This window comes from Tolypothrix tenuis PCC 7101, assembly GCF_963874875.1.
Taxonomy (GTDB): domain Bacteria; phylum Cyanobacteriota; class Cyanobacteriia; order Cyanobacteriales; family Nostocaceae; genus Aulosira; species Aulosira tenue.
This window is the reverse complement of sequence record NZ_CAWNJS010000006.1, coordinates 1-24053: the sequence shown is the minus strand read 5'-3', so window position 1 is coordinate 24053 and position 24053 is coordinate 1. Positions and strand designations below refer to the sequence as shown.

Below are 24053 nucleotides of genomic sequence, written 5' to 3'. Positions count from 1 at the left end.
AAACCCAAAACTCTTTACTCCATATAGCTTTGAGTGGGTAGACAAGTTTTTCTAGAATCCCCCTACGAAATCTATAGGATCGCCCTACGCCACTTATAGGATCGACCTACGCATTTTTTTTGAAACCTTTGTGAATCAAGAGTTCCAGCTTGGTAGACAAGCTTAATTAAGTTAATTAAGTTAAGCGGTCTCGATTTTTCAGGGTCAAAAAAGCGGGATGGTATGAAAGAAGGTTGTTCCGTACCGGAATAGCCACCGTGAAGATTTCTATACAAAGTGCAAGCGTATCTAAAGTCTCAAGTCAATCGCTTTCCCCTTCACCTTTCTCTCTTTTGTGCCCCATTCCCGGACTATTGAGGTGTAATAGTGGCAGAAGGGGTGATGCTTCATGAACGACAACACCCCAAACCATTACCCAAATAACCTAACTCCTGCTGAGTACCACGAACTCGCCTTTGGTAGCGCCATTCACCCTGCCCTCATTGAGCGCAATTTCATCCATCTCGCAGGAGAAGCAGTTTTCTCCTCCCTGTTCATCTCCAATGCCATCCCCCGCAAAAATGCTGGTCGAGTCACAGATGGCTTCTTAAAGCAGTACCAGCACGCCACAGACGGGGGATTATGGATTTCAGGACTTGACCCCCAAAACAACTGGCAACCGATGGAATGGGGGCGATTTAAGCCTTCCCTACCCCGGATTGACCAAGAAAAGGGCAAGCCCGTCAAATACGAATCACCACCCAAAACGCCCAACCGTGTCACCTACTTCGATGTCCCTAACTGTATTTGGGATTTAGTAGCGCAACGGTACAATATCAAGCGGTATCATTCCCCCCTAGCCCTGCGCTTGCAAGACAGGCTTAATCCGCGCTTATTTTGGGAGTGGGTGCAGCGACACCCAGAAATCCCCATAATTTTGTGTGAAGGCGAAAAGAAAGCCGCTAGCTTGTTAAGTCTTGGGTTTGTGGCGATCGCCCTCCCCGGTATCTGGAACGGACGGGTTGGGAAAAAAGACTTTGACGAACGCCTGCACCCCGATTTAATGCCATTAGCACAAAAGGGGCGCAAGTTTATCATCCTTTTCGACTACGAAACAAAACTTAAAACTCGTTGGTCAGTCTTCCAAGCCACCGTGCGTACTGGCAAGACAATTGAGGCCGTTGGTTGTCACTGTGAGGTAGCATTGCTACCAGGGCCAGAAAAAGGCGTAGATGATTTTGTTGTTGCCCGTGGTGAAAAAGCCGACGAGTTACTGAGTGCGATCGTCGATGATGCCAAAAGCCTTCAAGATTACCAGCGCTCGTACTTCCAGAAACACCGGGGACTAAGCAGCAAATACAAACCACATATTACAGTAAATGTCAAGTACCTAACTCAAGCCCTTTCAGTCCAGGGTGTAGGGGAAGATGAGGTGGGGTTCTCCTTCATGAGCCATTCCCCCACAGTTGCAAAGTCCCCAAACCCAAAGGGGAGTTCCCACCCCGAAAGCCCCATAGCCACCACTCCCAAAGGTGAGTCCAAGCCTCATAGCCACGACTCCCAGAGTTTCCTACTTCCCCAGTCCGGACTGGTTGTCTTGTGGAGTGACATGGGCACGGGTAAAACCGAACTCATGCGACACTGGCGCATTGCACATCCCGACAAGCGGTTCCTCAATAACGGGCATCGGGTTAATTTACTGAAAAACCTGGCAGAACGTCTTAACACCGAGATGTACTCTGATTTGGGTTATACAGGTTTAGCCAAAGCTACTGCCCTCAGCATCACCATCGACAGCTTGCACAAACTTAACACTCAAGCCCTCACCTATGGCTGCGTGTTTATCGATGAAGCTTGCCAGTACCTCACCCACCTACTGCACAGCAAAACCTGCAAAGAATACCGGGCACAAATTTTAGAAGTACTGGAATACATCGTGTATAATGCGCCCTTGGTCGTCATCGCCGACGCGCACATGGACGACGTGACAGTGGATTTCTTCCGAGCAATGCGTCCTGTGGGCGAAAAGCCTTTGATTATCAAAAACGAGTGGAAAAATGGCGATCGCCCAATCTACTGGTATGAGGGAGATGATTCTTCTGCCCTAGTTGCCCAAATTTCGGCAGCGCTAATGATGGGACAGAAAATCATGGTGGTTTCCGACTCCAAGCGCTTTATTAAGAAACTTGAACAGTCGCTCTCTATGTCGGTGCGGGTGGAAGACTCAGATGAGCAAGATCTGGGTGTTGGGGAAGAAAGCACAGCATCGCCTACAACCCCATACACTTCAGATGGCAGTTTAGGGGAAAGTTTCTCACCCATAACGGAAGAAACCAGAGTACACAACTCCGCTTCTCACAGATCCCAGCCCCAGAGGGAACCCCTAGCCCCCATACCAACTCATGGCACTACACCCCAGAAGAGCAACCCCAGACCCCTAAAAGTATGGGCGATTCACTCCGAAAACTCCGGTAGTGAAGAAAATGTTGCCTTCATTAAAGACATAACTAACGCTGTAAAGGGTCTAGATGCCCTTTTAACCTCTCCTAGCCTTGGTACGGGGGTGGATATACCTAATTATCATTTTGATGCCGTTTTTGGCGTTTTTCACGGGGTTTCCCAAACTGCTACCGAATGCGCCCAACAACTGTACCGCTATCGCCCAAAAGTACCAATTCACGTCTGGGTAGCACAGCGACCGCCCTTTGGCTACCTTGACACCAACGCCACCAAAATCAAAGAACGGTTACTGCAAACTAATGAAATGACAGCTTTCCTGCTGCGGATTGACCGGGAAACTGGCTCTCGTGGTGCTGAGAAAGATTGGGCATTAGATGCGTACTGCCAAATCATGGCTTCTCGTCATCAATCAATCAACAATCTGCGGGCTGATTTACGGGAACTGCTGACCGAGATGGGCAATCAAATTATACCTATGGGTGCGGAGGAAGATAAACTAGCCCAAGAGCGTCTTAAAAATGCCGCTGCTGCTTTAGATACTGCTTATTACGCAGCTGTTGCTAAAGCCAAAGATATCTCCAAGAGCGAATATCGCCAGCGTACTAGCAAAGACTACCTCACACCGTCAGAAGTGTTTGAATGTGAGAAATTCCGCATACTGGATGCTTATGGAATGCCCGTAACTCCTCTTCTGGTGGAAAAAGACAACTCAGGCAGATTGTCTAGGGCGATCGCCCATTTAGAAGCAATCCTTAAAGAGCCAGAGGGCACAATTGTGGATGCGCGTACCGGAAGACAATACCCTTCCCCGCCAAAAATTGTGGCAGACAAAGACCTTCAGGAGCGATTCCACCTACCATTGTGCATGGACTGGGGCAATTACTCGGCGCGGTGGTTGGCTAGGTTTAACTTGGGACTGCATGATATTCTCAAACGCTTAGTAGCCGGGGAGGAAGTTACGGCTCATGACCCCGACTTATTGAGAATGACCGATATCGCCAAATATTGTGCGCCTCATGTTAAAGCGATTTTGGGTTTCACAGTTCCCTCTAACTGCCAACCAATATGGCTGCTGGGGGTTCTGCTAGAACAACTGGGATTAAAATTGGTTGACCGTAAAGTTGGCCCACGGGGTAAACAGGTTAAACATTTCTCACTAGCTCCAGAGGAATTGAATTTTGCTTATGCAGTGATTAACCACCGTGCCAGTAAACGTGCCCAAAAGGAAGAACGGGCGAGACAAGCAGCCCTTGACCAACAGCGATATCAGGCTGCAATGCAGGCTAGATATGGTGAGCAGTGCGTTGCGGGGGTTCCCCCCGTTGAAGCAACTGCGTTCCCCGAAGGGGTTCTCGAAGAGTACCCGAAGGGGGTTGCACCTCCGACTGACCCTGTATCCACCCCCCCCCATAATGGTATAGAGGAACCCCCATTGTCGGGGGTGGATACCAAAGTTGAAAGCATCAATTTTGGAGATTGTGAACCAGAAGATGGAGAAAACACCCCGATAAAAGCTTGTGTTGAATTACTAAGGGAGGGCATTAAGAATGGAGTTACGGCTGTAAAAGCCATCCTAAGCAGTTGGAGTGAAGAGCGGCGGTGGTGTGCAGTCCTGCTGCTTGAGGAAATTGCCGCAGCAGAACTACGTAAATTGGAACAAATAATACCAAACTTCTATGTGTGGTTGAGTTTGTAACTATCTAATTGCTCTTCAAAAATACCTTGAACCAGTCGAGTCACCAACGTGGCACAGTTTCTGCTGCCAAACTTCAACTCCAAACTGAATTTCCCAACAAATAGGTACTAAACAGCTTTCCAGTACCTATTTAATAGGTTAGGTATAGTACCTATTTATTGCGCCAACGCACATCTGGGCGACATTACACCAATTGTCTTGGAGTTTTCATCCTGTCAACCCTACTTATGAAGCTTTAGTTTTAATATTCATTTTTTCCTTGCGCCATTTGTCAACGCTTTTTTTAACTGCTTCTATTTCTGCGAAGTCCACTTGCACAGTTGCAGTTTCAAATTCAACACCCAAAGCAGTGCTGACTTCGAGAATTTCTACAAAACTGGCACATTGATAATCTGTATCCTCATACTCATAAACTCTTTGTTCATCAATTCCCAATCTATCAGCAAGTTCTTGTTGACTAATTTTGGCTGCTAACCGAGCTTTAATTAAAGCATTTGGTAGCTTATTTAAAGAATCAATTTTAATTTTTAAAGGATTGCTGGTGTCGCAATTAATAAGTCTTTCGTATTCTGCAATTTCTAATTTTAACTCGTCAACTTGACTCTGATATGAATCTCGGTGAAGCTTCCACCGTTCTGGTTCTGCCTTCAATTGTTCATTGTTATCCAATTGGGCTATAGACTGCTCAAAGCGTTGCAACCAATCTAAGGAATTTTGATATTGTTGCTCGTTTTTGATCATCATGGTTTCCACCTTTGTAAATCTATAGCAATAATTCCTTTGCGCGTATTCGTCCTGGTATCAAATTGAAAGAAATCTATGTAGGCTGTACCAGAATCATTAGCTGGATAATTTGACGGAAAGATTTCACCCTTGTACTGAATTTTTTGTTCGGCACGCAAGAGCGCAAAATTAAATAAAGCCGGAGCAATAGATTGTAGGTAATTTATATCAACCCCATTGTCCTCCCAACAAGCATCAAAGTCTCCAGGCTTTTGTTTAGTGGTGACGAAACTACCATCAATATAAATAGTTCTACAGCCTGCTGCTTTTAATTGGGTCATTGCCAGTTCTAGACCATCTACCATGCGCTGTCTAGTTAAAGAAGTACCAAATATTTCCTTAAATTCCTCCCATTCTGCCCAGTGTACCCCTGGTGGTAAATTCCCATTGTCGTTAAATTCTGGAATCATTTCTCACACCCTAACACAGTTTCATTATCCGGTTATGAGTGTCCCATAATTATTTAAACTCAGCATGATCTAACAGAACGACTACAGCAACTATCTTTTTCATTGGGTTTGAGCAAGTCACACCTATTTGCTTCTAGGTTGGAAACTGATTTTAGAGTCACAGCCAGCACTTAATACTACTAACAAGCTACATTAAAACTACAAAACCAACTGAACAGTTCACAAATCTCACCCCGCTGCTGGCACTTCAAAAATTCTTCGCTTAATCAACTCCAAAAATCGTATTCAAATCAAGTGATGAAACCTGACCTGGAATAAGAGTTGTTGGTCTTTTTGAATCGGGAGCGTCTGCCTCAGTGTCAGGCTGATTAGTGGCGCTATTGTGATGGGTTGGGGGATTGGGATTTACCATCACTCCTGATTGAGGCATAACCTGATTTTGCAACACAAACTGTGGCTGTTCCACCCCCAAAGCCAAACGCATATTACTGCCATGTTTGTTCAAAGAATCCTGCGCTTCCCAGCACGCAAAGCGCAACTGCTCTTGAGTATACTTCCCACTGTGGTATCGGGCATAAGGCAACAAAGCTGCCACCAGAATATCAGCCACCTTCCGGTTAACCTCATCCTTGGGTAGAGAGTTCAGGTAGTCAACAACTTCCGCCATTGGGTCGCCCTCATAAGGTTGGAGACGCAGACTCAAACTCAGGCGCTTTCTCCTAACTCTTGTCATTAGTAGCCTCCAGCCCCACCAAATAATCAAATAGCCCAAAGCAGTCCACAAGGCGAGAGGAAGTACACTGTTCCCCAAACAGCTTTTTCTCCAAGTTAAAAGTTTGTTTAACCTGCTCGCTTATACCACTACCCCAAATCATCCGTGTGAAATGTTTGTTATAATTCTTACTTTTGTATCCCGAAGTTCTAATTTTTGTACCGCCACTACCGTAACTGTCCCTACTTAAACTAGACTGAGTTTCTATTTTTGGTTCGCAGTTGAAATATTTCTCCAACTCCGGCTCAACGTGGTAAGCCGCACCCCCACCAATAATCACCTCGTCCAGTTGGGCAGGCAAAACCCGACTCATCCACCGCTCTAACTTATCCCAATACTCAGCCGTCGCCACAGAGATAGCCTTATCTATATCTTGAACTTCCTTATCTCTTAAATTTGGGTCTTTGGCACTGGCTAAAGCAATAATTGCCGCACATGTAGACCAGTTGGGACGGCGGGTGTGATTATAATTTGGGTTATATATCTCATCTAGAACAGCATACCGCGCTTGGAATATAGCCCCAGCTAAACGTTCCCGGTCTAGACCGCTCGTCATCTCAATCACCATATCCAGCATATTGGCAAACCCCAATAGCGGACTATCTCCCAGCTTTAACTGTCCTCGGTCGAAGTAAAGTGCAGTCGTATTCCTGTGACCAAACATCAGCACCCCCAACTGTTGGGAACGCAACCAATCAATTCCCTCTTGCTTAATCCTCACAGCAGCCAATCCCCCACCTTCTGGACGGCATAAAAAGCGTTGCAAATTCACCTTCAATGGAGTATTTCGTACCCCAAAGCCAGCCAGCATTACTCGTAATTGCTCCTCAAACTTGCGGCGATCGCTATATTCATTCCAGGGAAGCAGCAGCGCCAACTCCACCTTTAACGGCTTTTTCGGCGATACCTTAATATTGCTAGTTTCTACAATCAGCCCAATAGCTCCCAACACCTTCCACAAAGCATTCTCGTACTTGAGTTCCTTAATTCTGTCTTGGGGATCAAAACAAGCAGCGAAATCACCCAACACCACTACACGCTCATCCCAGACAACCCATAATTGTTGGTCGGGGCTAGGACTACCAATCCACCCCAAACGTGCCATGTAGTTGTCGAGTTTTGTTTTGGTAATCTCCTCAACAGCAGGTGGCATTAGTAAATAATTGGGTTTTTTAGAGCCAGCTAGCTGATAAATAATCTTAGTTTGCGACCCACCCACGTCCACGCTGAGATAGATGTCGGCCATGCATCCAATCAGAAAATGACTACCGCACCATCTTGGCTCAACAATGCCTCAAATCGCCTCAAAAAATCTACGTATTTTGCACCAAGTGGTATACCTAATGAGCCGATTCTTGATTGCGGTAGCCCACATAAATTGTGCAGAAATTGCACTCAAACTGTGCCATATCTGCACCAGGTGCTACCCCAAAGACAGATTTCGGGTGGAGAGTATAAAATAGTCGTACTCACTACGGTTATTTGCCCTGCGGGTTGCCTGTGGCAATGCCTTGCTGTCGCTCGTCACAAATAACCTGCGTTCGCCCCTTCGGGGGAATATCGCGGATGCTTCTATCAGCAATAAAAGCATTCACTACAGTTAATCTTCCCATCAATCAGCACAAACACACCATGAAAACCACGATGATTCAACTCAAATATGACATACGGCTACGCGATCGCCCGTACCAAAAAACTCAAGCGGCACAATCTTGCTGGCAGTGAAGCGCATACTGCCCGAACACGTGAAACACCTAACGCTGACCCAGAAAAGCAAAATATCAGGCTCATCGGCAGCACTGAACAAAACGAACACTTGGAGGATTTGGTACTGGCGAAGATTGGGCAATACGAACAAAAGCGAAAAATCAGAACTGATGCTGTCTACTGTGTCGAGATTCTCCTCACCGCATCGCCCCAGTACTATCGTCCAGATGACCCAACTCGCGCTGGGTACTACCACGAAGACAAACTTAAACAATGGGTTGATGCAAACCTCAAATGGTTACAGGATGCTTACCAAGACCGAATTGTGAGGTGCGAGTTGCACTTAGATGAGGCGACACCACACTTGCACGCCTACCTCGTACCCCTCGACAAGGACGGACAACTCCGGTGTAATCATTTCTTCGACGGTCGCCAAAAGATGATGGCTTTTCAGGATGACTACCACACCGCGATGCAGCACCTGGGGTTAGAAAGAGGCATCAAGGGTAGCAAAGCCCAACACCAGGATATAAAAGACTTTTACCGGATTGTGGAAGAGGGGAAAGACCTAGAACCTGGGAAACTTACAAGCGAACAACTTCAAGCTAAATCTGCTGATAGAGATAGGGCTATTAGAAAGAAAAAGGAGATGGAAGCGACTGCTAAACAACTGGTCAAAGAAAATGAAGCACTAGAAGCACGCATTCAACAGTTGTCAGCCGAAAACCAACAGTTGCGTTCTGAGCGAACCCAACTTGCTGACCAACTCCGAGACCTCCCCCTAGAAGATGTGGCATGGCATTTGGGACTAACTCAAGATACCAAAGGCAATCTCCGGTGGAAAGGTGTGGGCCACATCATTAATATAGATGGTTCTAAATGGTATGACTTTTCTCCCAGTGTGAATAAAGGTGGCGGCGGGGCTATCGACCTGGTGATGCACGTAAACGGGTGCAACTTTAAAGAAGCGATCTCCTGGTTAAATGACCGCTTTGGTGAGTCTGAAATGGAGAGAGCCGTTACCCACCACGCCAGGGAACAGGCTGCTGAGATTGCCCGAACAGAACCAACGCCCCAGTTTGTACCCCCTGTCGAGGACGAAAGCAACTGGCAGGCAGTTTACAACTATTTGACGCAGAAACGGGGATTGCCTGAAAACTTAGTGCAACACCTCCACACAAGCGGGTTAGTTTATGCAGACTCTCAACAAAATGCTGTGTTTTTGATGAGAGGGCTGAATGGTGAAACTACTGGGGCGTTTTTGAGGGGGACGAGAGGTGAAGACAATACTTTCATAGGATATGCCACTGGCACCAAACGTACTGAGGGGTGGTTTTATATACGTTGGGGAGGACAACCAAGTGATGAAATACAGAGAGTAGTGTTATGTAAATCTCCTGTTGATGCACTGTCTTTTGCCATGTTGGAAGTCGAAGCACTGGGAGAAATGCCCCAACAAAGGACAATTTGTATGGCAGCTGATAGCGTTAGGAGTGTGTCTGTGGAGTTCCTTAAGAATATTCCCACAGTGGTAGCTGCTTATGATAATGATGCTGCTGGGGATGAAACGGCACAAGCAATTATGGAATTATTGCCTCTCTCTTGTAGGGTAAGACCTCAAGCCAAGGATTGGAATCAAGAGCTATTGGAGCAGCTGCAAAAGTCTGAACAAAAGCATAATAAACAATTAGAAAGGGACTAAATCGGTGTTCTAGCACAAACGAGATATTTGGACATTCTCTAAACTTGGTCAACCCACTAAAAAGGGAATTGAACCAGGGTGGAATTAGCCAAGCAGATTTAGCATTCGCAATCCTTGCTACTAACAGCAGTTGCCGAGTGACCTGGTAGCACTCTCAATAAACCTGGTGGAAAGTGGGAGCCTAAGTACAGCGAAAAAAAAACGGAAGTTGGGAACGAGATAACCCTCACACGTATTCTCTGAATCGGTCGATACCAGAGTAGGGGAGTCACCCTGGTGATGGAGCGGCTTAGTCTAACTCAATACCGTATTCGCAAGCGGATTATGCCACTGTTTGCGGAAGTCAAACATAATTAGTAAGTCTAGCTGGGATGTTATTGCATCATAAGAAATCATCATGTCTCTCCAGAGCTATGAAGGTACGAATACTGCTAATACCCGCAGTCTATTAATTATTGGGTGTTCTCAACGCAAGCGTTCAGATCCTGGGTTACTACCTGCAATCATTCGGTATGATGGCCCAAGTTTTCTTGTGCTGCGTCGTTTTCTGAGGCAATGTCCTTCAAAGTTGCCGCCAATAAACGTATGTATTCTGTCAGCAGAATTCGGTTTAATCTCTCAGCATCACTTGATACCGTATTATGATCGCCGAATGACAGCCACAAGAGCGCAGCAATTGCGGTCAGGAGTTCTCGCTGAACTAGAAAATGTTGTCAAGTCCCGACTCTACCAGGAAATCTTTATTAGCATTGGGAGAGATTATCTCCAAGCAATAAACGGCTACGAAACTATACTCCCAGCGAACTTGAACATCCGAATCGCCTCTGGTAGCTTGGGCAGAAAGTTAAGTCAATTACATGATTGGTTGTACGGGAAGCCACCAGACATAACCTGTGGTCTACCCAAATCGCTTCACTGCCACAAAAAAAATCAAATTCGGGGTATAAAGGTCGCACTTACTCCACAACAGGTGCTTGATGTTGCTTACCAGGCGTTGCAGACAGACGATCAGGAATTTACTCGCTTTCAATCTTGGTATGTTGACGTTGGTACTAATCGTGTAGCGCCGAAGTGGTTAGTTAGCCAACTAACTGGACTATCAGTTAGGGATTTTACTACCAAGGAAGCACTGCGATTGTTGGCACAGTTGGGCATTGAAGTCAAAAGGGTGTGAAGTAATACGTATGTTCTAGTGCTGTTTTAAAGACATCAAAAAATTTTTGCTTATAGCTGTAAGAATTTACCAACCTCATGGCAATTCTATATTAGGAACGATGTTTGGAGGATATTGAATGTGCAAAGTGCGGTAATTTTTGTCGTTACCACTGTAATAATTTATCGCCTGGCTGGCAATTATATATCAGGGGTAATGTTTAGGAGGTCACATTGAAACGACAAGTTGGGCAACCAGTAGACCCGTCCTATGACTCTGTATTGCACCAGAAGCAGCAGTTGCTAAGTCAGGCAGTTCAGGAAAAGTGGCAAGTTCTTCAAAACACAATTCAAGTTTATGTTATTCAAGCGATAAGAAAATCGGGTGATAAGTTGGGTAACAGCAGCGATCGCAATTTTACCGCAACAGTAGCAGAGGAAATTTTCCACGAAACTGTTGAGGAGGCATTCAAAATAGCTGATAAATTTGATCCTAATCGTTTGGCTCATCCCTGGCTATTGGGTATTGCAGCTAAAAAAGTACAACGGTGGCAACGTCAACAAACCCAGCAAAATCAGCGAATCACACCCATTGCCGAACTCCCCTTAGTTCGCAAACTTAAGCAGCAAAATTCAGAAAGTCTTTCAGAAGAAGAAATTTTAGGAATATTAAATAAATCATCAAATTCGTCCGACCCCGAAATGTTGGAATATTTGCTGTCATTGGTAAATGACGGTTATCGAGAAGTACTTAAATTAGCTTTTGTTGACGGTTTAGATGGAGAATTCTTGGCTGCTGCATTAGGCATAACACAAGGGGCAGCTTACACCAAAAAGCACCGTGCGATCGCACAGTTGCGTCAAGCTTATGCCCAAGGTAACAAGTCATCAGAGGAGGGCAGATAAGATGCAAAATCAAAATCAAAATCAGCAGCCCTACTCCCGTGAAAAAGCCATTCATTTATATGTGCAGGCTTTAGACCAAGGTGACATGGAAGTAGTAGCCCAAATACTTGATGCTGCTTGTGATGACCCAGAATTAGAACGAATTATTACAGAAATTAATTTAGCCTACCAAGAAGAGGAACAGCTAACACCAATAGCTACCGACGCGGAAATTATTAGAAATTTACTCCACAAGCACCTGCATAGCGCATTTGAAATTATTCAAGAAGAGGAAAAACCTTTAATTTTTGAAGACATTGATGAAGAAGAAAAACCTGTAACAGTTGGCGATGTTATTAAGCGTTTGCAAGATATCAACCGCGTACCATCAGCAGATAAGGACATTATTAGTAAATTCCTTGACAGTTCTGTGCCACTACCAGTCAAACTTAATATCCAAGCTGTTAGGCAATTAGCGGCCGAATTAAGAATTAATGCGAGCGAGCGATTCTTGGATATGTTTCGAGATACCGCCATTACTTTATCGATGGGACGCAGCCACAATAGGGCGCAATTAGCAGCAGCCCGCGAACAAAAAAGTCGATATAAAACTACATCGAATAATCGTCAACCAATAGAAAACAAAGTCAAAAACAATACTGAGGTCGATAAAACATAGATGATACTAGAACATCGCCGTATGGTAATTTCCCAGGCTGTAGAACTGGCATATCAAGAAGCTGGACTGGAGTTAGCAAATCTTAAACCTGGTGTTGTACCTCTGTATGAACTGATTAGGGCTTACCCAATCAGGGTAGCAGAAATCAAAGATATGACCATTCAAAGTGTTGCCGATTTTTTAGAAGTGGAAACAGGACAAAAACTACCTTTAACAGATAGCGAAAATCAAGATTTAAAGTTAGCTGGATACTTGTATTTACTGGAATATAAAAGTTTTTTTTACGGCTGTATTTTAGTCGAACAAAAGCCTCATTTAGCCCCAGTATCACGCCGCCGATTTTCAGCCGCCCACGAATTAGGACATTACTTATTACATTTTCTTCCTTTACTTCAAACTCCTCAAAAAAATAGTTTGAAAGAGCCTTTGATTTTAACAGAAGGTTTATACGTTCAAAATAAAAGTGAAGAAGATGATGAAAGTAAGGAAGATAACGATAAATCCACGGCACAATTTACCTTTACAAATGGCATACAAGCAGTAATTGATTCTCTAGGCATAGACGAGAAGCAAATGGAGGCAGAAGCCGACCAATTTGCGGCTGAACTTTTAATGCCAGCATCGGCTTGTTTCGCTTTAGCCAAGCGTTATCGTGGTCGATTTGGTACAAAAAGAGATGTTTTAGCTAAACGATTAGCAACCGAGTTTTTAGTCAGTCAAGAAGCCATGAAACGACGGTTAAAAGATTTGCAATTACCAGAAATACTCTTAAATAAAAATTCATAAACTATTAATAAATAGGAGGAGTATATCTATAAAAATGGGATTAGATTTTATTAAAAACTACGGTGGTTGTCGCGTCGAACAATATGATGCACAGTTTCCTTTATTGTCAGAAGAAACCGACGAAGACTTGAACCAAACCCCAGAAAAAGTTGATTTAGATTATGAAGTAGAACACCGTGCAATTGATTGGGAACCTATCAATTTAAGCACCTCACCTAACTGGCGACCTAGTAACTGGCATGAACGACCAACTCACTTTATAGATGGTAAAGATGTAGGGGAAACAGTCGCTTCGGTGCGTTCTCCTAGCGGTCAGTTAGTTCCTATCCGCCTTTCTCAAATTGGCAGTATCACCATGCGGGTAGAAAACGGAGAATGTCGGCGCTCCTTTGAGGTTGTTGAGCGTGTGGTATCGATGGCGGTAGACCTTTTCCCCTGGACAGAAGTAGAAAGTTTTGCTGCTGCTTTACAAGACAATGGATTTCGTTTGCTACCAGTTCGCCCTCCTGGTGGGATATCCTCCTACGATTTTGAAACCATGCGAAAACGAACTCAAAACCGATCCAATACTGAAATGGAAGCGTTGGAGGAATCTGCAATTTCCCACAGTGGCGGTGAACCGACAGTGATAGATGGACGATTACAACCACGGATGGGAGGTTTTGACATTGACGAATCACCAGTTTTCGGTGTGATTAAAACCCAGCGCCAAAATTACTTACATATCAAAGGGATACAAGTTTTATATGGACTGGAAGCGGGTCAACGTACACCAGTATTTACTATCTCTAGAGGATGGCTACCCGTTGTTTCTTGGTTTGTTCGTCTTTCTGGAGGGGGTGGTGGAACTCCCAGTACGGGAATAGTGCGCGTGGAAGCATCAAAAAGCTGGTTTGAGAAGTATCACAAGCATAATTGGGATTTTGTGGATAAATTATCCCGAACTGTATATGAGTACCGTTGTCGAGAGTGCAGTTATGGACGCGCTGCTATTTCTCTACACCCAATTGTTCGAGCCGAAGAAAGTTTAGGTTCGCTTTTCCAACCATTAAGTATCTTATCCAATCGTTTTTACCGTTTAACTCAGCTATAAGGTATAAAATTACACTTTTGTAAGTGTAAACAATCAAATCTAAAAGGAGTTATTAAAGAAATGGCAAAAGAAAATACAGATAATGAAGTAACATCCAACTCTGATAGTCCACAAAATACATCTAAAATTACAAACCCCATCGAATTAATTGGACGGGTTGCTTCTCCCCCACAGTTAGAATCAAATTCTGAGGAATTCTATTTCTGGGTTCAACGCGATCGCCTCGTAGAAAAGACTCAATTGGTTCGTGCCGAAAGCCAAATTGAGGGTAAAAAAATTGAGTTTTATGGTGTTGTTCAAGAAGTTCACCGTCGTAGTCGAAAACGTGATATTTATGAAGAGTCAGATGTCATGGACGGTGATGTAGGAAACGATCCACCTTTCAAACCTGAAGGCGTTACCTACGCTAGCGTCAGTATTTTACGCACCAACCCGGATGTTCTCACACCTCCCATTGAACAAAGCAAAGTTTATTTGGGTGGTCAAAACGAAGCAGAATTTTCCTACGGCTTCGATGAGATGAAAAGACCAATGGCTGTAGGTCGCTTGCGTAATGGTGGTAGTAATTTTGCTGGTTTAGCAAAAATAGACCTAGCTTACTTACTGGGTGATTATAGTGGTCATTTAAATGTCACAGGGATGACAGGTGCTGGTACAAAGACAAGTTTTTTGCTAACTATTGTCAAATTACTTCTCCATGAAGCAAAGCAAAAAACTGGAAAAGACCCTTTACATATCGTGCCTATTGTACTGAATGTTAAGGGTGAAGATTTGATGTGGATTGACCGCGAAGGTAGAGAGTTCAAGAAAAAATTTGAAACAAATAAACAAGATTGGAAAGAACTAGGTATTCAACCAGAACCTTTTATTGGAACACAATTTTACACGCCGAACCAGTCAAATACTAATGGTGGAACCACAGTAGATGGTTGTAATGCTACAGCTTATTATTGGTCTTTTTCTGATGTGTTAGCTGAAGGGCTTTTCCCCTATCTTTTTAGTGATGATTCTATCAGCAATGTGATGATGTTTTTGGTGAATGATATCATTGCTGAGTTTACCGATGCAGATGGTCAACCAGTATTAAAACATGGAGTGCAAAACTGGGAGCAATTAATAACTTGGATTAGAAATGAGGCTTCTACAGGAGAAGCAGAGCGTCAAATAAGAAATCATCAAACAGGTACTTGGCGTGCTGTATGCCGTCGATTGTCGGATATTATCAATGAGGGTGAGAGTATATTTCCACGAAATGCTCATAGTGGAAAACCATTAAAAGTTACACGCTCCCAAACTTCTCAACCACAGGTAATAGATATCCATTCGTTACCATCATCTTTACAGCGTTTTGTCGTTGCAGCAATTTTTAAACAAGTCGTCGCTGCACGTAAAGGTAAAAAAGCTGTTCGTGGTTTGCGCTACCTTCTAATTTTAGATGAATTAAATCGTTTTGCTCCACGCAACAATACAGACCCTATTACTAAGCTTTTAGAAAATGTTGCGACAGAAATGCGAAGTCAAGGGGTTATTTTATTTGGTGGACAACAATTTGCTTCGCAGGTTTCAACCAAAATTGTTGAAAGTGCTGCTGTGCGAGTGCTAGGACGCACAGGGATTGCCGAATTACAAGAGAGGGTATGGCAAGGCTGGGATAAATCAGTACGACAACAAGCAAGTGTTTTAAAGCTGGATGAAAAACTCATCATGCAAACGACATTCCGACAGCCAATGTTTGTTAAATTACCATTTCCGTCCTGGGCAATGAACCGAGAAGATATTGCTCCAAAACCAATGGCACAAACTCCGGAGGTCTAAGATTATGCGTATATTACATACTTCTGACTGGCATTTAGGTCATAAAGTTAATAGAACTTATGACTACAGCAACGAACTTTTTACCCAAATTGAACGCATCTGTCAACTAACAGAAGAACACCAAGTCGATGTGTTATTAGTCGCTGGTGATATTTTCGTGCGTCGTGCGCCGGAAGTGACTAAACACTTGGCAAAAATTTTATCTCCCTATGTGCAACGTGGGCTGCATATCATCCTTCTACCAGGAAACCATGATGACCGAGAGCATTTTCGGATGATGAACGCACTTCTATCTTTAGAACAAGGAGGAAGCGATCGCGTTCACATTGTCGAAACTCGTGAAATTTTTACCATCAAAGATGTCCAATTTGCCGTCATTCCTTACCCTAATAGAGATTTACTAGAACCACATCGTGCAGATGCAACTGGAAAAACAGAGCGTAACGTAGTTCTGAGTACAGCTTATGCCAATTTAGTGCGGTCTGTTGTTGACGCTCTTGACCCATCATTACCAGCAGTTTTTGTAGCTCACGTCAACGTCGCAGGTGTCACCACACCCAGCGAAAAAGAATTAAGTTACGACCAAGATATTCGACTGGGAACAGCAGACTTGCCCCTAGCATCAAATTTGGCCTACATTGCCCTTGGTCACATACACCAACAACAGCAAATCGAACATCCGATTCCTTGTTGGTATAGCGGCAATATTGAGCGGCTAGACATGGGTGAACGCAAGGATGATAAAAGTGTTTTGTTAGTTGATGTTCCCCCAGAAGGAGTAGCTACCGTCACGACTTGGGAACAGGAAGCGACATTGAAACTAGACGCGACACCTTTTCATGACATTACTATTCCTGCTGCTGAGTTAGAAACGCTACCTAGTTTGTATCCAGATAGCGATCGCGCTTTTTTCAAAATCCGTCTGGAACTTCAACCTGGAGATGATCCTGTATTTCTACAACGTCGAGTGCGTGAATCATGTCCTCGTTGCCTGGATGTCACCTTTTCAGGTCAAGGTTTATCTCGTACCGCAGGTAATATTCCAGACCGTCCCGAAGATTTTGCAACAACCGTTTTGGAATACTTACGTCAAGTTTATGCTGACGACCCAGATTTAGCGGAATTAGAAAAACGAACAAATGAACTAATGCGTGAGGTAAATGATGTTATTACAGCGGATTGAACTTAAAGGTTTTTTGAGTTATTACGGACATAAAAATGAAGCAGGCGAAGTGGAGCCTATAGTTATAGATTTTCGCCAATCACCACTTTGGCTAATTCATGGTGAAAATGGTGTTGGTAAAAGTGCGCTTTTTGATGCCATTACTTTTGTGTTGTACAAGCAACATCGTGGGGGTGGAAGTAGTTTTTATAACCTTGTTAACGATGCAACTGACAAGGCTGAAATCAACCTAGAAATTGAACTCAATGGTCAAAGTTACCTGGTGCAGCGAACTATTACAAGGACTCGCCGTAAAGTAAAGGGTAAATATGAGGAGGGAGCTAATGTGTGGGGAATTGTAAGATGTGGTACGCGAAGCAATTCCCCAGCGATACCCGGTACTGAGAACAAGGTTGAAGAATGGGTACAAAACAATTTGCGAATGAGCGACAAAACTTTTGTCTCTGCGGTTGTGCTACGTCAAGGTGAAGCTGATGCATTCTTGAAAGCTAGAGCAGATGAGCGGAGGACTCGCTTACTAGAACTGCTCGATCTTAACTTTTATAAAAAACTGGGAGAGAAAGCCACTAAACAGCGTAATGACTGGAAAAAGAAACAAGATACAAAACAGGAAGAACTTGATGGCTTGCCTATAGTTACAGTAGAACAATTAAAAATTCAACAGCAAGCCATTAATGAAGTACAGAAATTACTAACCCAAGCAAAACAATCTCAGTTGCTTAAAAAACAAGAGTTAGATAATGCTCGTAACGTAGCCGATTATATCGCTCAAATATCTGAGAAGGAAACACAGCAAAGTATAGATGCTGTTCTACTTGCTAAAGCTGATGAAATATTGCGGAATATACGCCGTTATCGAGAACTGAAAAGTATTTTCCAGCAGTTAGAAGTTTTATGGAAAGAGCGCGGGCGTTTGGAAGAAGAAAAAAACAGAATTCAACAGATTAACGAAAATGTTACTACTCTTAACAATCAGTTAAACGAACTTGTTCCACAGTTGAATAAGGTCAAGGATACTGAAAAGCACGATAATGATGGAATTACAACTCTAACACAGCGTTTAGAAGAGTTTCAAAAACGTCAGCAATTATTGAATAATCAATTAAATGATTTGAAGCAAGTGTTACGATTAGAAAAGCAGATAACCGCAGAAGAAGAAAAACTCAAACCTCATAGTGAAGTTTTAGCAAAATCTGAAGAAATTATCCAAAAATACAGCCGATATGAACAACTAAAACAAGGTGTTCCTCTGCTGCAAAGATTAAAGAATGCGACACAACAAATAATTGAATCTGAAGAAGGACTCCAAAAAGCGCAAACAGACTTTGATGCTTGTCAGCAACAGGTCAATGATGCTAAAACCGAGGAAGAAACGCTACAGAAAGCTTTAGAAACGACAATACAGGAATATGAAAATCTTCAACAAACTCTGCGTAATTGTGAAAGACAGATTACACTCTTTGATGAAAAACTAAAACATCGAGATAGTGTTTCTCATGAAACAGAGTGCCCAATTTGTGGTAGCCATTTAGATAATGAAGAAGCTCAGAGTCGGCTAGAGAAAGAATGTAAGTTGTGGCAAGAAGAAAATTCAAAATTTAAATTGCAACAAAAAAGTATCAACCAACAACTTAAAACTAAAGAACAGGATAAATATGAAGCAGAATCTACTCTAAATGTAGCAAAAAATACTACTCGTAATGCAGAAATAAAACTTGCTGCAACTAATGCACAACTAGAAGGAATAAAAGTCAATCTTACTAAACATAGTAAAGAACTTGAAGTTGCTCGACAAGAAGCTGGAAGTTGGATAGATAAACTAAATCAATTACCCAGCTTAGAAATCGAGTTGCAAAATATGAAATTAATAGCAGAGCAAAAACAAAAGCTCTCTAATGCTCAACTGCTGAAAAATAGTATTGATGAAACAATTGATAACTGTCAAAAGCATTTAGAAGAACTACCAAAATTTTCTCCTGAACAACGAGAACAACTTCCATTAGACAATCAAAGAGTAAGTAAATTTATTCAGGAATGTCAAGAGGACAAGCGATTTCTTGAATCTGAAGTAAGAGAACTAAAATCTAAACGCGAAGAACTAGAAAATCAGAAGAGGGACATCGAGGGCAAACTTAATTTGGCTCAACATCAATTAAGTGAATTAGAACGTCGAAAACAGAACGTAGAGAAAGAAGTTGAACGCCAGAAAAATGCGCTACCACCAAATTGGGTCAATCACCCAGCTTGTGTAAATGAAGAAAGCTTGGAAACACTACACACAGAATTAGCTTCTTTGAAAGACTCTGAAACACAAGAGAGTCAACTACACGAAGCGCAAAATCGAGTTAATCAACTTGCTGGTGCTATAAATACACTAAAAGAACAGTTGGAGAAAATACCAGTGCAACATCATCGTCCTGTAGCTGATGTTAAGGCTGAAATCGATGTCATTGATACTACACTTCAACAAACGGAGGAAAAGCTAAATACAGAAAGACAAAAACTAAGTGAGATGAATAGCCAGAAACAAAGATATGATGAACAACTAGAAAAGTTAAAGGAAGCTAAGAAAGAACTAAGTTACTATAAGCGCCTAGCAGATGCTTTTGGTAACAAAGGATTGCAAGCAAAAATAATTCAAAAATCTCAGGAAGCAATTCAAATAAATGCTAACAATACTTTAGCTCACCTTAGTAACGGTACTTGGCAAATTGATTTGAAAGAAAATGAAGCTCAAACAGAATTAGAAATTCTGGCTCGTGACTTGAGAAGCACTAGTAATCCATTACGTCAGTTTGACTATTTAAGTGGCGGCGAAAAGTTTTTAGTTGCTGTTAGTTTAGCTGTGGCAATTGGTCAATCAATTTCCGGTGGTCGTACTGTAGATACTTTAGTTATTGATGAGGGATTCGGAAATCTGGATAAAGATAAACGTCCACTAATGGTTAGTGAGTTACGTCGTTTAAGTGAAGATGTATTACAAGGAGGCAGAGTGATTGTCGTTTCACATCAAGAAGATGTTTGTGAGGAATTTGGCAGTAAATATCGTGTTTATCGTGACGCTAATAACCATGCTAAAATAAAATTTTATAATCTTGAAAGTTGATCTTTTATTTTAAAAATTTCTGATTAGAGTAAGCTAGATATTGAAGAATAAATATCTTAATAAAAAATCAGATGTTTATTCTTTAATTTTTTATAAATTAGAGCAAAATTTGTATGCTCATTGTTGCTGGCATCAGTTTGAAAGGAATCAAACCTCGCGTGTGGGATAAAAACTCTCCTTATTATCTTCCACAATTACAAGCAGTTATGGTTTCCTACGCTGAATTTCATCAAAGACCAGTGCTTCGACGTAAAGTTATAGAGCAAGGTCTGAGACAATATCTTGGCATTCCAGAAGAGGTAAAGCTTTACCTTGATAATGGAGCTTTCTACTTTATTAGTCGTGGTGGAGAAATAGTAACAAAAGACTATGAAGAATTTGTTCGAGGCGCTAAACCAGACTGGTGTCCCATTCCCCAAGATTTCATCCCCACTCCAAAAATGTCATTGTCTGAGCAGAAAGAATGCTTTACTCTGACAATGAAAATGAATCTTTCTTATAAGAAGGATAAACAATTTATTCCTGTTATTCACGTTAGTAATTTTTTAGAGGATTATGTTATAAAAATAAAGAAAAATAAGGCACTAAGACTAAAAACAGGAATTGCATTGGGTGGTATTGTTCCCAACTTGCTACGCGCACCAAAAGCTATACCATACCAAAAAGTTTTAGAGAACCTTCAACACGTTCGAGAAGAATTTAAAGATAAAAAACTTCATGTATTTGGTATAGGTGGTACCGCAACATTACACATAGCAGCATTATTAGGAATTAATTCTGTGGACTCAAGTGGGTGGCGCAATCGGGCGGCTCGTGGAATAATACAGTTACCAGGAACAGGGGAGCGAATAGTTGCCGAATTGGGGAAATGGAAAGGTCGCAAGCTTAGTCAAGACGAGTTTAAACAACTTGAAGAATGCCAATGTCCAGCTTGTAAAATATATGGTGTGGCTGGTCTTCAACAAAATGGAGGTATAGGCTTTTGGAATCGAGCTACTCACAACCTGTGGACTCTTCTAGAAGAAGCTCGGCTGATTGAACAACATTTAGTGGCAGGTACTTATCAGAATTGGTATCCAACACATCTGGATAACACTATCTATCGCCCACTCATTGATCAAATAATCAAAATTTCTCCCTCTGTAAATTACACAGATCAGTCGGTCATAGCATGAAGCCGAGATGCGCTGCTGGCTTCTATTGATGAGTTGAGTGAAGAATATAATTTTAGATATTTGCGTACTCACATACTCAAAAACACAAATATTCAAACAGAACAGTACATAAAATGACGGCGATCGCCTGCTTGATTTTTTTGCGTATCTAAAAACTCAAATATTCAAATACTTGATGTTTTTTCAATGAGTTGGTAAATTATGAGCATCAAGTTTTCAGATTTTTGCGTACCTGAAATTTCAAGTATTCAAAAACGCAAGTTTTCAGTAATTTAAAAACTCAATATTTAGCATGACACCATGATTATTACAGTTGCATCATTCAAGGGGGGGGTGGGCAAAACGACGACTGCCGTTCACCTCGCTGCTTATCTCCAGTCCAAGGGGGAGACACTGCTCATTGATGGCGACCCCAACCGTTCTGCTAGCGGCTGGGCAAAACGTGGCAATTTACCCTTCAAAGTAATTGATGAAAGGCAAGCTGCTAAATATGCGAAGAATTATCAGCATATTGTCATCGACACCCAAGCGCGACCGGAGCAGGAAGATTTAGAAGCATTAGTAGAAGGATGCGATTTGCTCATTCTTCCCACTACTCCTGATGCTTTATCCCTCGATGCCCTCATGCAGACTGTAAATGTCCTCAAGTCATTAGGTGCTGACCAGTTCCGTATCCTAATTACCCGCGTTCCACCCAAGCCCCGGCGGGATGGAGAAGAAGCAAGAGAGATGTTGACTGAGGCTGGATTACCTATATTCAAAGAGAGTATCCGCGATGCAGTCGCTTTTCAAAAAGCTGCACTAGCTGGTGTACCAGTTAATAAAGTTTCAGATCCACGCGCCAAGATTGCTTGGCGAGATTATCAACACATCGGTCAAGAGGTGATCAAGTGAGCAAATTTAAAAGTCTTTTGGATACGGTAAAAGGTCGTGAGCCGGAGCCAGAACCAGAACCAGAACCAGAAAAACCTCCTCAGGATTCAGATGTCAATCACAAAAAGCCAGTTGTTAGACAAGAGCCTATTGTTGAGCCACAGCCCGAACCAAAACGGGGACGACCAAAGGGTAAGCGTTCTGACCCTGATTACGAACAGGTGACGGCTTACATCCGCAAGGACACTCACGCCAGCATCAAAATTGCCCTGCTTCAGGAAGGTCAAAAGCGCGAGTTTAGCGAGCTGGTTCAGGAATTACTAGAGCAGTGGGTTAAATCGCGTACTTGAAATTTCAAGTACGCAAAAACCTGAAAATTCAAATATATTCGGTAGGTTGTAAAATTTAGAGATAGGTCAAAACTTCAGGCGAGGTGGTTTCTGGGACAGAGAATGAGTTTGCTGGTATTATCCTGGTTGATTTAGTGGAAAAAGCTTATTGTCGCGCGCTCCTTCTTCACGCATACCATTATCAGAAACCGTTGGATCAATAACTAAAATGCGTACCTGAAATTTTAGATATTCAAAAATCGAAAACTCAACCTTTAGGCAGGAAGCAGGTCAAATACAGCCAAATAGCTCACAACTCAAGTTAAAAGAGGAGACTTTCAATGAGTACTGAGCAAACCCCAACTATAGCAATTCAAACATAAGCACGGCGGTAATATTTTTGTATTACACCTATGCTCTCAGAATATGACCATGCAACCATTGTTCAAAATTGGAAGGTATACCGACACCAAGTCCAGATGCAATCGTTTTGAGAATAGACTGCGCTCGTTGAGTTTCAGGTATGCTCTGTGCTTCTGATAATTCACTTTCAATTAGCCGAGGAGTACTAAAGCGGAATCGCGTCTTCTCAAAAGTATTAGTCCAGTATCTTAAAAGAAAAGGCAAAACGATACGACGGTAAGTGGCAGAAGATGGTGTCAACCACTTATACAAGTAATGCGTAACATATAGATGAGTCATAAGAGCGCTTTGAGGTGTAGCTTTATTTTGTAATGATGCGACTAAGTAACCAATTGCCCAGAGAATTTCATGTTCCGGAGTGAACCCGTTACTCCGGTTGATAAGTTCCTCGAACGATGCTTGTTGTAAATAAATTTGTTCAATCAATTCAGATGCTGTCACCCAAAGCACCTGGTCAAAAGCTATAGCACTGACTTGCTGGCAAGCTGCGACAACTTCTTGTGCTTGTACCTGTATTAATTCGGGCTGGGAGATTGCTACAGTAGCAAGCCGAAAAACAATAGGAAGTAACCCCATTGTAGCCGCATCACGTTCTGCCCTTAGCCACAGTTCATTTGGCTTTGAACCAAGCAGAGCTTCCACATTAAGATTGGGTTCAAGAGCATTCATGCCTGCGTCAAAACGTTGTTTAGATGCAATTAAAATCGCCCCCGTTTCTATGGCAAAATCAAGAACTTCGACGTAGCGGCTATCCAGCAGCAGATGGGGTATAGCATTTGTGCCAAGCACCGGGAGCGCGGTCAGTTGATTAGTTTGCCGTGCCACCTCTATTCCTTTTAAAGCCCATTTAGCTGCTTGTTCCTCATCGCCTGTAGCTTCAGCAAAATCCGCAAGATGTACAGTTAAAAAGCTATCATAAGAGTTATTGTAACGTGCTGCCATCTGAGGACGATGGGTGAAAAAGAACCCTCGTTCAGGTGCTACATATGGTCCACCATCCAAAGTGTTAGTCGGTGGAATTCCCCTACACGCAAGGGAAACCAAA

The 24053-nt window shown here is 42.7% G+C and carries 19 protein-coding genes; 13 read left to right on the top strand and 6 right to left on the bottom strand.

Annotation, left to right across the window (positions count from 1 at the left end; genetic code table 11):
* Positions 1 to 388 precede the first annotated feature (388 nt).
* Positions 389 to 4135: a DUF3854 domain-containing protein gene (locus tag AACU25_RS36785; RefSeq protein WP_096585733.1), complete on the top strand. Its 3747-nt coding sequence runs from the start codon at positions 389 to 391 to the stop codon at positions 4133 to 4135.
* Between the two features lie 225 nt (positions 4136 to 4360).
* On the opposite strand, the gene AACU25_RS36780 is transcribed toward AACU25_RS36785, so the two are convergent.
* From AACU25_RS36780 to AACU25_RS36760, 5 genes are all read right to left on the bottom strand, one after another.
* Positions 4361 to 4879: a helix-turn-helix transcriptional regulator gene (locus AACU25_RS36780; protein WP_321206860.1), complete on the bottom strand. Its 519-nt coding sequence runs from the start codon at positions 4877 to 4879 to the stop codon at positions 4361 to 4363.
* A complete protein-coding gene (locus AACU25_RS36775) occupies positions 4876 to 5328 on the bottom strand; it encodes a DUF6932 family protein (protein WP_096585727.1) in 453 nt (150 codons plus the stop codon). The genes AACU25_RS36780 and AACU25_RS36775 overlap by 4 nt, the downstream gene beginning before the upstream one ends.
* Before the next feature lie 262 nt (positions 5329 to 5590).
* A complete protein-coding gene (locus AACU25_RS36770; RefSeq protein WP_096585724.1) occupies positions 5591 to 6061 on the bottom strand; it encodes a hypothetical protein in 471 nt (156 codons plus the stop codon).
* Positions 6048 to 7346, bottom strand: a complete 1299-nt coding sequence (locus tag AACU25_RS36765) for a ParM/StbA family protein (protein ID WP_096585721.1) — start codon at positions 7344 to 7346, stop codon at positions 6048 to 6050. The genes AACU25_RS36770 and AACU25_RS36765 overlap by 14 nt, the downstream gene beginning before the upstream one ends.
* Before the next feature lie 232 nt (positions 7347 to 7578).
* Positions 7579 to 7713, bottom strand: a complete 135-nt coding sequence (locus tag AACU25_RS36760) for a hypothetical protein (protein WP_321206859.1) — start codon at positions 7711 to 7713, stop codon at positions 7579 to 7581.
* Between the two features lie 47 nt (positions 7714 to 7760).
* Here AACU25_RS36760 and mobV point away from each other — a divergent pair, with 47 nt between their 5' ends.
* The 12 genes from mobV (at position 7761) to AACU25_RS36700 (ending at position 22606) form a co-directional block, all read left to right on the top strand.
* Positions 7761 to 9509, top strand: coding sequence for a MobV family relaxase (mobV, locus tag AACU25_RS36755; protein WP_096585718.1), 1749 nt, complete (start codon positions 7761 to 7763; stop codon positions 9507 to 9509).
* Between the two features lie 397 nt (positions 9510 to 9906).
* Positions 9907 to 10683, top strand: coding sequence for a DUF6884 domain-containing protein (locus tag AACU25_RS36750; protein ID WP_096585716.1), 777 nt, complete (start codon positions 9907 to 9909; stop codon positions 10681 to 10683).
* 212 nt (positions 10684 to 10895) lie between these two features.
* Complete coding sequence (locus AACU25_RS36745) at positions 10896 to 11567, top strand: RNA polymerase sigma factor (RefSeq protein WP_096585713.1); 672 nt, start codon at positions 10896 to 10898, stop codon at positions 11565 to 11567.
* 1 nt (position 11568) lies between these two features.
* Positions 11569 to 12225, top strand: a complete 657-nt coding sequence (locus AACU25_RS36740; protein ID WP_096585710.1) for a hypothetical protein — start codon at positions 11569 to 11571, stop codon at positions 12223 to 12225.
* Complete coding sequence (locus AACU25_RS36735) at positions 12226 to 13011, top strand: ImmA/IrrE family metallo-endopeptidase (RefSeq protein WP_096585707.1); 786 nt, start codon at positions 12226 to 12228, stop codon at positions 13009 to 13011.
* A 34-nt stretch (positions 13012 to 13045) separates the two neighbouring features.
* Positions 13046 to 14104: a hypothetical protein gene (locus AACU25_RS36730; RefSeq protein WP_096585704.1), complete on the top strand. Its 1059-nt coding sequence runs from the start codon at positions 13046 to 13048 to the stop codon at positions 14102 to 14104.
* Positions 14105 to 14164: 60 nt separating this feature from the next.
* Positions 14165 to 15919 (top strand): ATP-binding protein, encoded by a 1755-nt coding sequence (locus AACU25_RS36725; RefSeq protein WP_096585702.1) that lies wholly within the window; start codon positions 14165 to 14167, stop codon positions 15917 to 15919.
* A 4-nt stretch (positions 15920 to 15923) separates the two neighbouring features.
* Positions 15924 to 17102, top strand: coding sequence for a metallophosphoesterase family protein (locus AACU25_RS36720; protein WP_096585698.1), 1179 nt, complete (start codon positions 15924 to 15926; stop codon positions 17100 to 17102).
* The gene (locus AACU25_RS36715; RefSeq protein WP_096585695.1) at positions 17080 to 20208 is read left to right on the top strand and encodes an AAA family ATPase; all 3129 of its coding nucleotides are present in this window, start codon (positions 17080 to 17082) and stop codon (positions 20206 to 20208) included. The genes AACU25_RS36720 and AACU25_RS36715 overlap by 23 nt, the downstream gene beginning before the upstream one ends.
* A gap of 113 nt (positions 20209 to 20321) precedes the next feature.
* Positions 20322 to 21383 carry a tRNA guanosine transglycosylase family protein gene (locus AACU25_RS36710; RefSeq protein WP_096585692.1) on the top strand — a complete coding sequence of 354 codons (1062 nt, stop codon included), beginning with the start codon at positions 20322 to 20324 and terminating at the stop codon, positions 21381 to 21383.
* 300 nt (positions 21384 to 21683) lie between these two features.
* Positions 21684 to 22277, top strand: coding sequence for a ParA family protein (locus AACU25_RS36705; RefSeq protein WP_096585688.1), 594 nt, complete (start codon positions 21684 to 21686; stop codon positions 22275 to 22277).
* Complete coding sequence (locus AACU25_RS36700; protein ID WP_096585684.1) at positions 22274 to 22606, top strand: hypothetical protein; 333 nt, start codon at positions 22274 to 22276, stop codon at positions 22604 to 22606. Before AACU25_RS36705 ends, AACU25_RS36700 begins: the two co-directional genes overlap by 4 nt.
* Before the next feature lie 390 nt (positions 22607 to 22996).
* Here AACU25_RS36700 and AACU25_RS36695 read toward each other — a convergent pair whose 3' ends face one another.
* A complete protein-coding gene (locus tag AACU25_RS36695; RefSeq protein ID WP_339382141.1) occupies positions 22997 to 24010 on the bottom strand; it encodes a hypothetical protein in 1014 nt (337 codons plus the stop codon).
* Between the last annotated feature and the right edge of the window lie 43 nt (positions 24011 to 24053).

What these genes read in the sequence shown, in the direction of transcription:
- AACU25_RS36780 (WP_321206860.1), bottom strand. Translation starts at nt 4,879, where the DNA reads ATGATGATCAAAAACGAGCAACAATATCAAAATTCCTTAGATTGGTTG.
- AACU25_RS36735 (WP_096585707.1), top strand. Translation starts at nt 12,226, where the DNA reads ATGATACTAGAACATCGCCGTATGGTAATTTCCCAGGCTGTAGAACTG.
- AACU25_RS36770 (WP_096585724.1), bottom strand. Translation starts at nt 6,061, where the DNA reads ATGACAAGAGTTAGGAGAAAGCGCCTGAGTTTGAGTCTGCGTCTCCAA.
- AACU25_RS36785 (WP_096585733.1), top strand. Translation starts at nt 389, where the DNA reads ATGAACGACAACACCCCAAACCATTACCCAAATAACCTAACTCCTGCT.
- AACU25_RS36760 (WP_321206859.1), bottom strand. Translation starts at nt 7,713, where the DNA reads ATGGGAAGATTAACTGTAGTGAATGCTTTTATTGCTGATAGAAGCATC.
- AACU25_RS36720 (WP_096585698.1), top strand. Translation starts at nt 15,924, where the DNA reads ATGCGTATATTACATACTTCTGACTGGCATTTAGGTCATAAAGTTAAT.
- AACU25_RS36750 (WP_096585716.1), top strand. Translation starts at nt 9,907, where the DNA reads ATGTCTCTCCAGAGCTATGAAGGTACGAATACTGCTAATACCCGCAGT.
- AACU25_RS36740 (WP_096585710.1), top strand. Translation starts at nt 11,569, where the DNA reads ATGCAAAATCAAAATCAAAATCAGCAGCCCTACTCCCGTGAAAAAGCC.
- AACU25_RS36775 (WP_096585727.1), bottom strand. Translation starts at nt 5,328, where the DNA reads ATGATTCCAGAATTTAACGACAATGGGAATTTACCACCAGGGGTACAC.
- AACU25_RS36710 (WP_096585692.1), top strand. Translation starts at nt 20,322, where the DNA reads ATGCTCATTGTTGCTGGCATCAGTTTGAAAGGAATCAAACCTCGCGTG.
- AACU25_RS36730 (WP_096585704.1), top strand. Translation starts at nt 13,046, where the DNA reads ATGGGATTAGATTTTATTAAAAACTACGGTGGTTGTCGCGTCGAACAA.
- mobV (WP_096585718.1), top strand. Translation starts at nt 7,761, where the DNA reads ATGACATACGGCTACGCGATCGCCCGTACCAAAAAACTCAAGCGGCAC.
- AACU25_RS36765 (WP_096585721.1), bottom strand. Translation starts at nt 7,346, where the DNA reads ATGGCCGACATCTATCTCAGCGTGGACGTGGGTGGGTCGCAAACTAAG.
- AACU25_RS36705 (WP_096585688.1), top strand. Translation starts at nt 21,684, where the DNA reads ATGATTATTACAGTTGCATCATTCAAGGGGGGGGTGGGCAAAACGACG.
- AACU25_RS36715 (WP_096585695.1), top strand. Translation starts at nt 17,080, where the DNA reads ATGATGTTATTACAGCGGATTGAACTTAAAGGTTTTTTGAGTTATTAC.
- AACU25_RS36725 (WP_096585702.1), top strand. Translation starts at nt 14,165, where the DNA reads ATGGCAAAAGAAAATACAGATAATGAAGTAACATCCAACTCTGATAGT.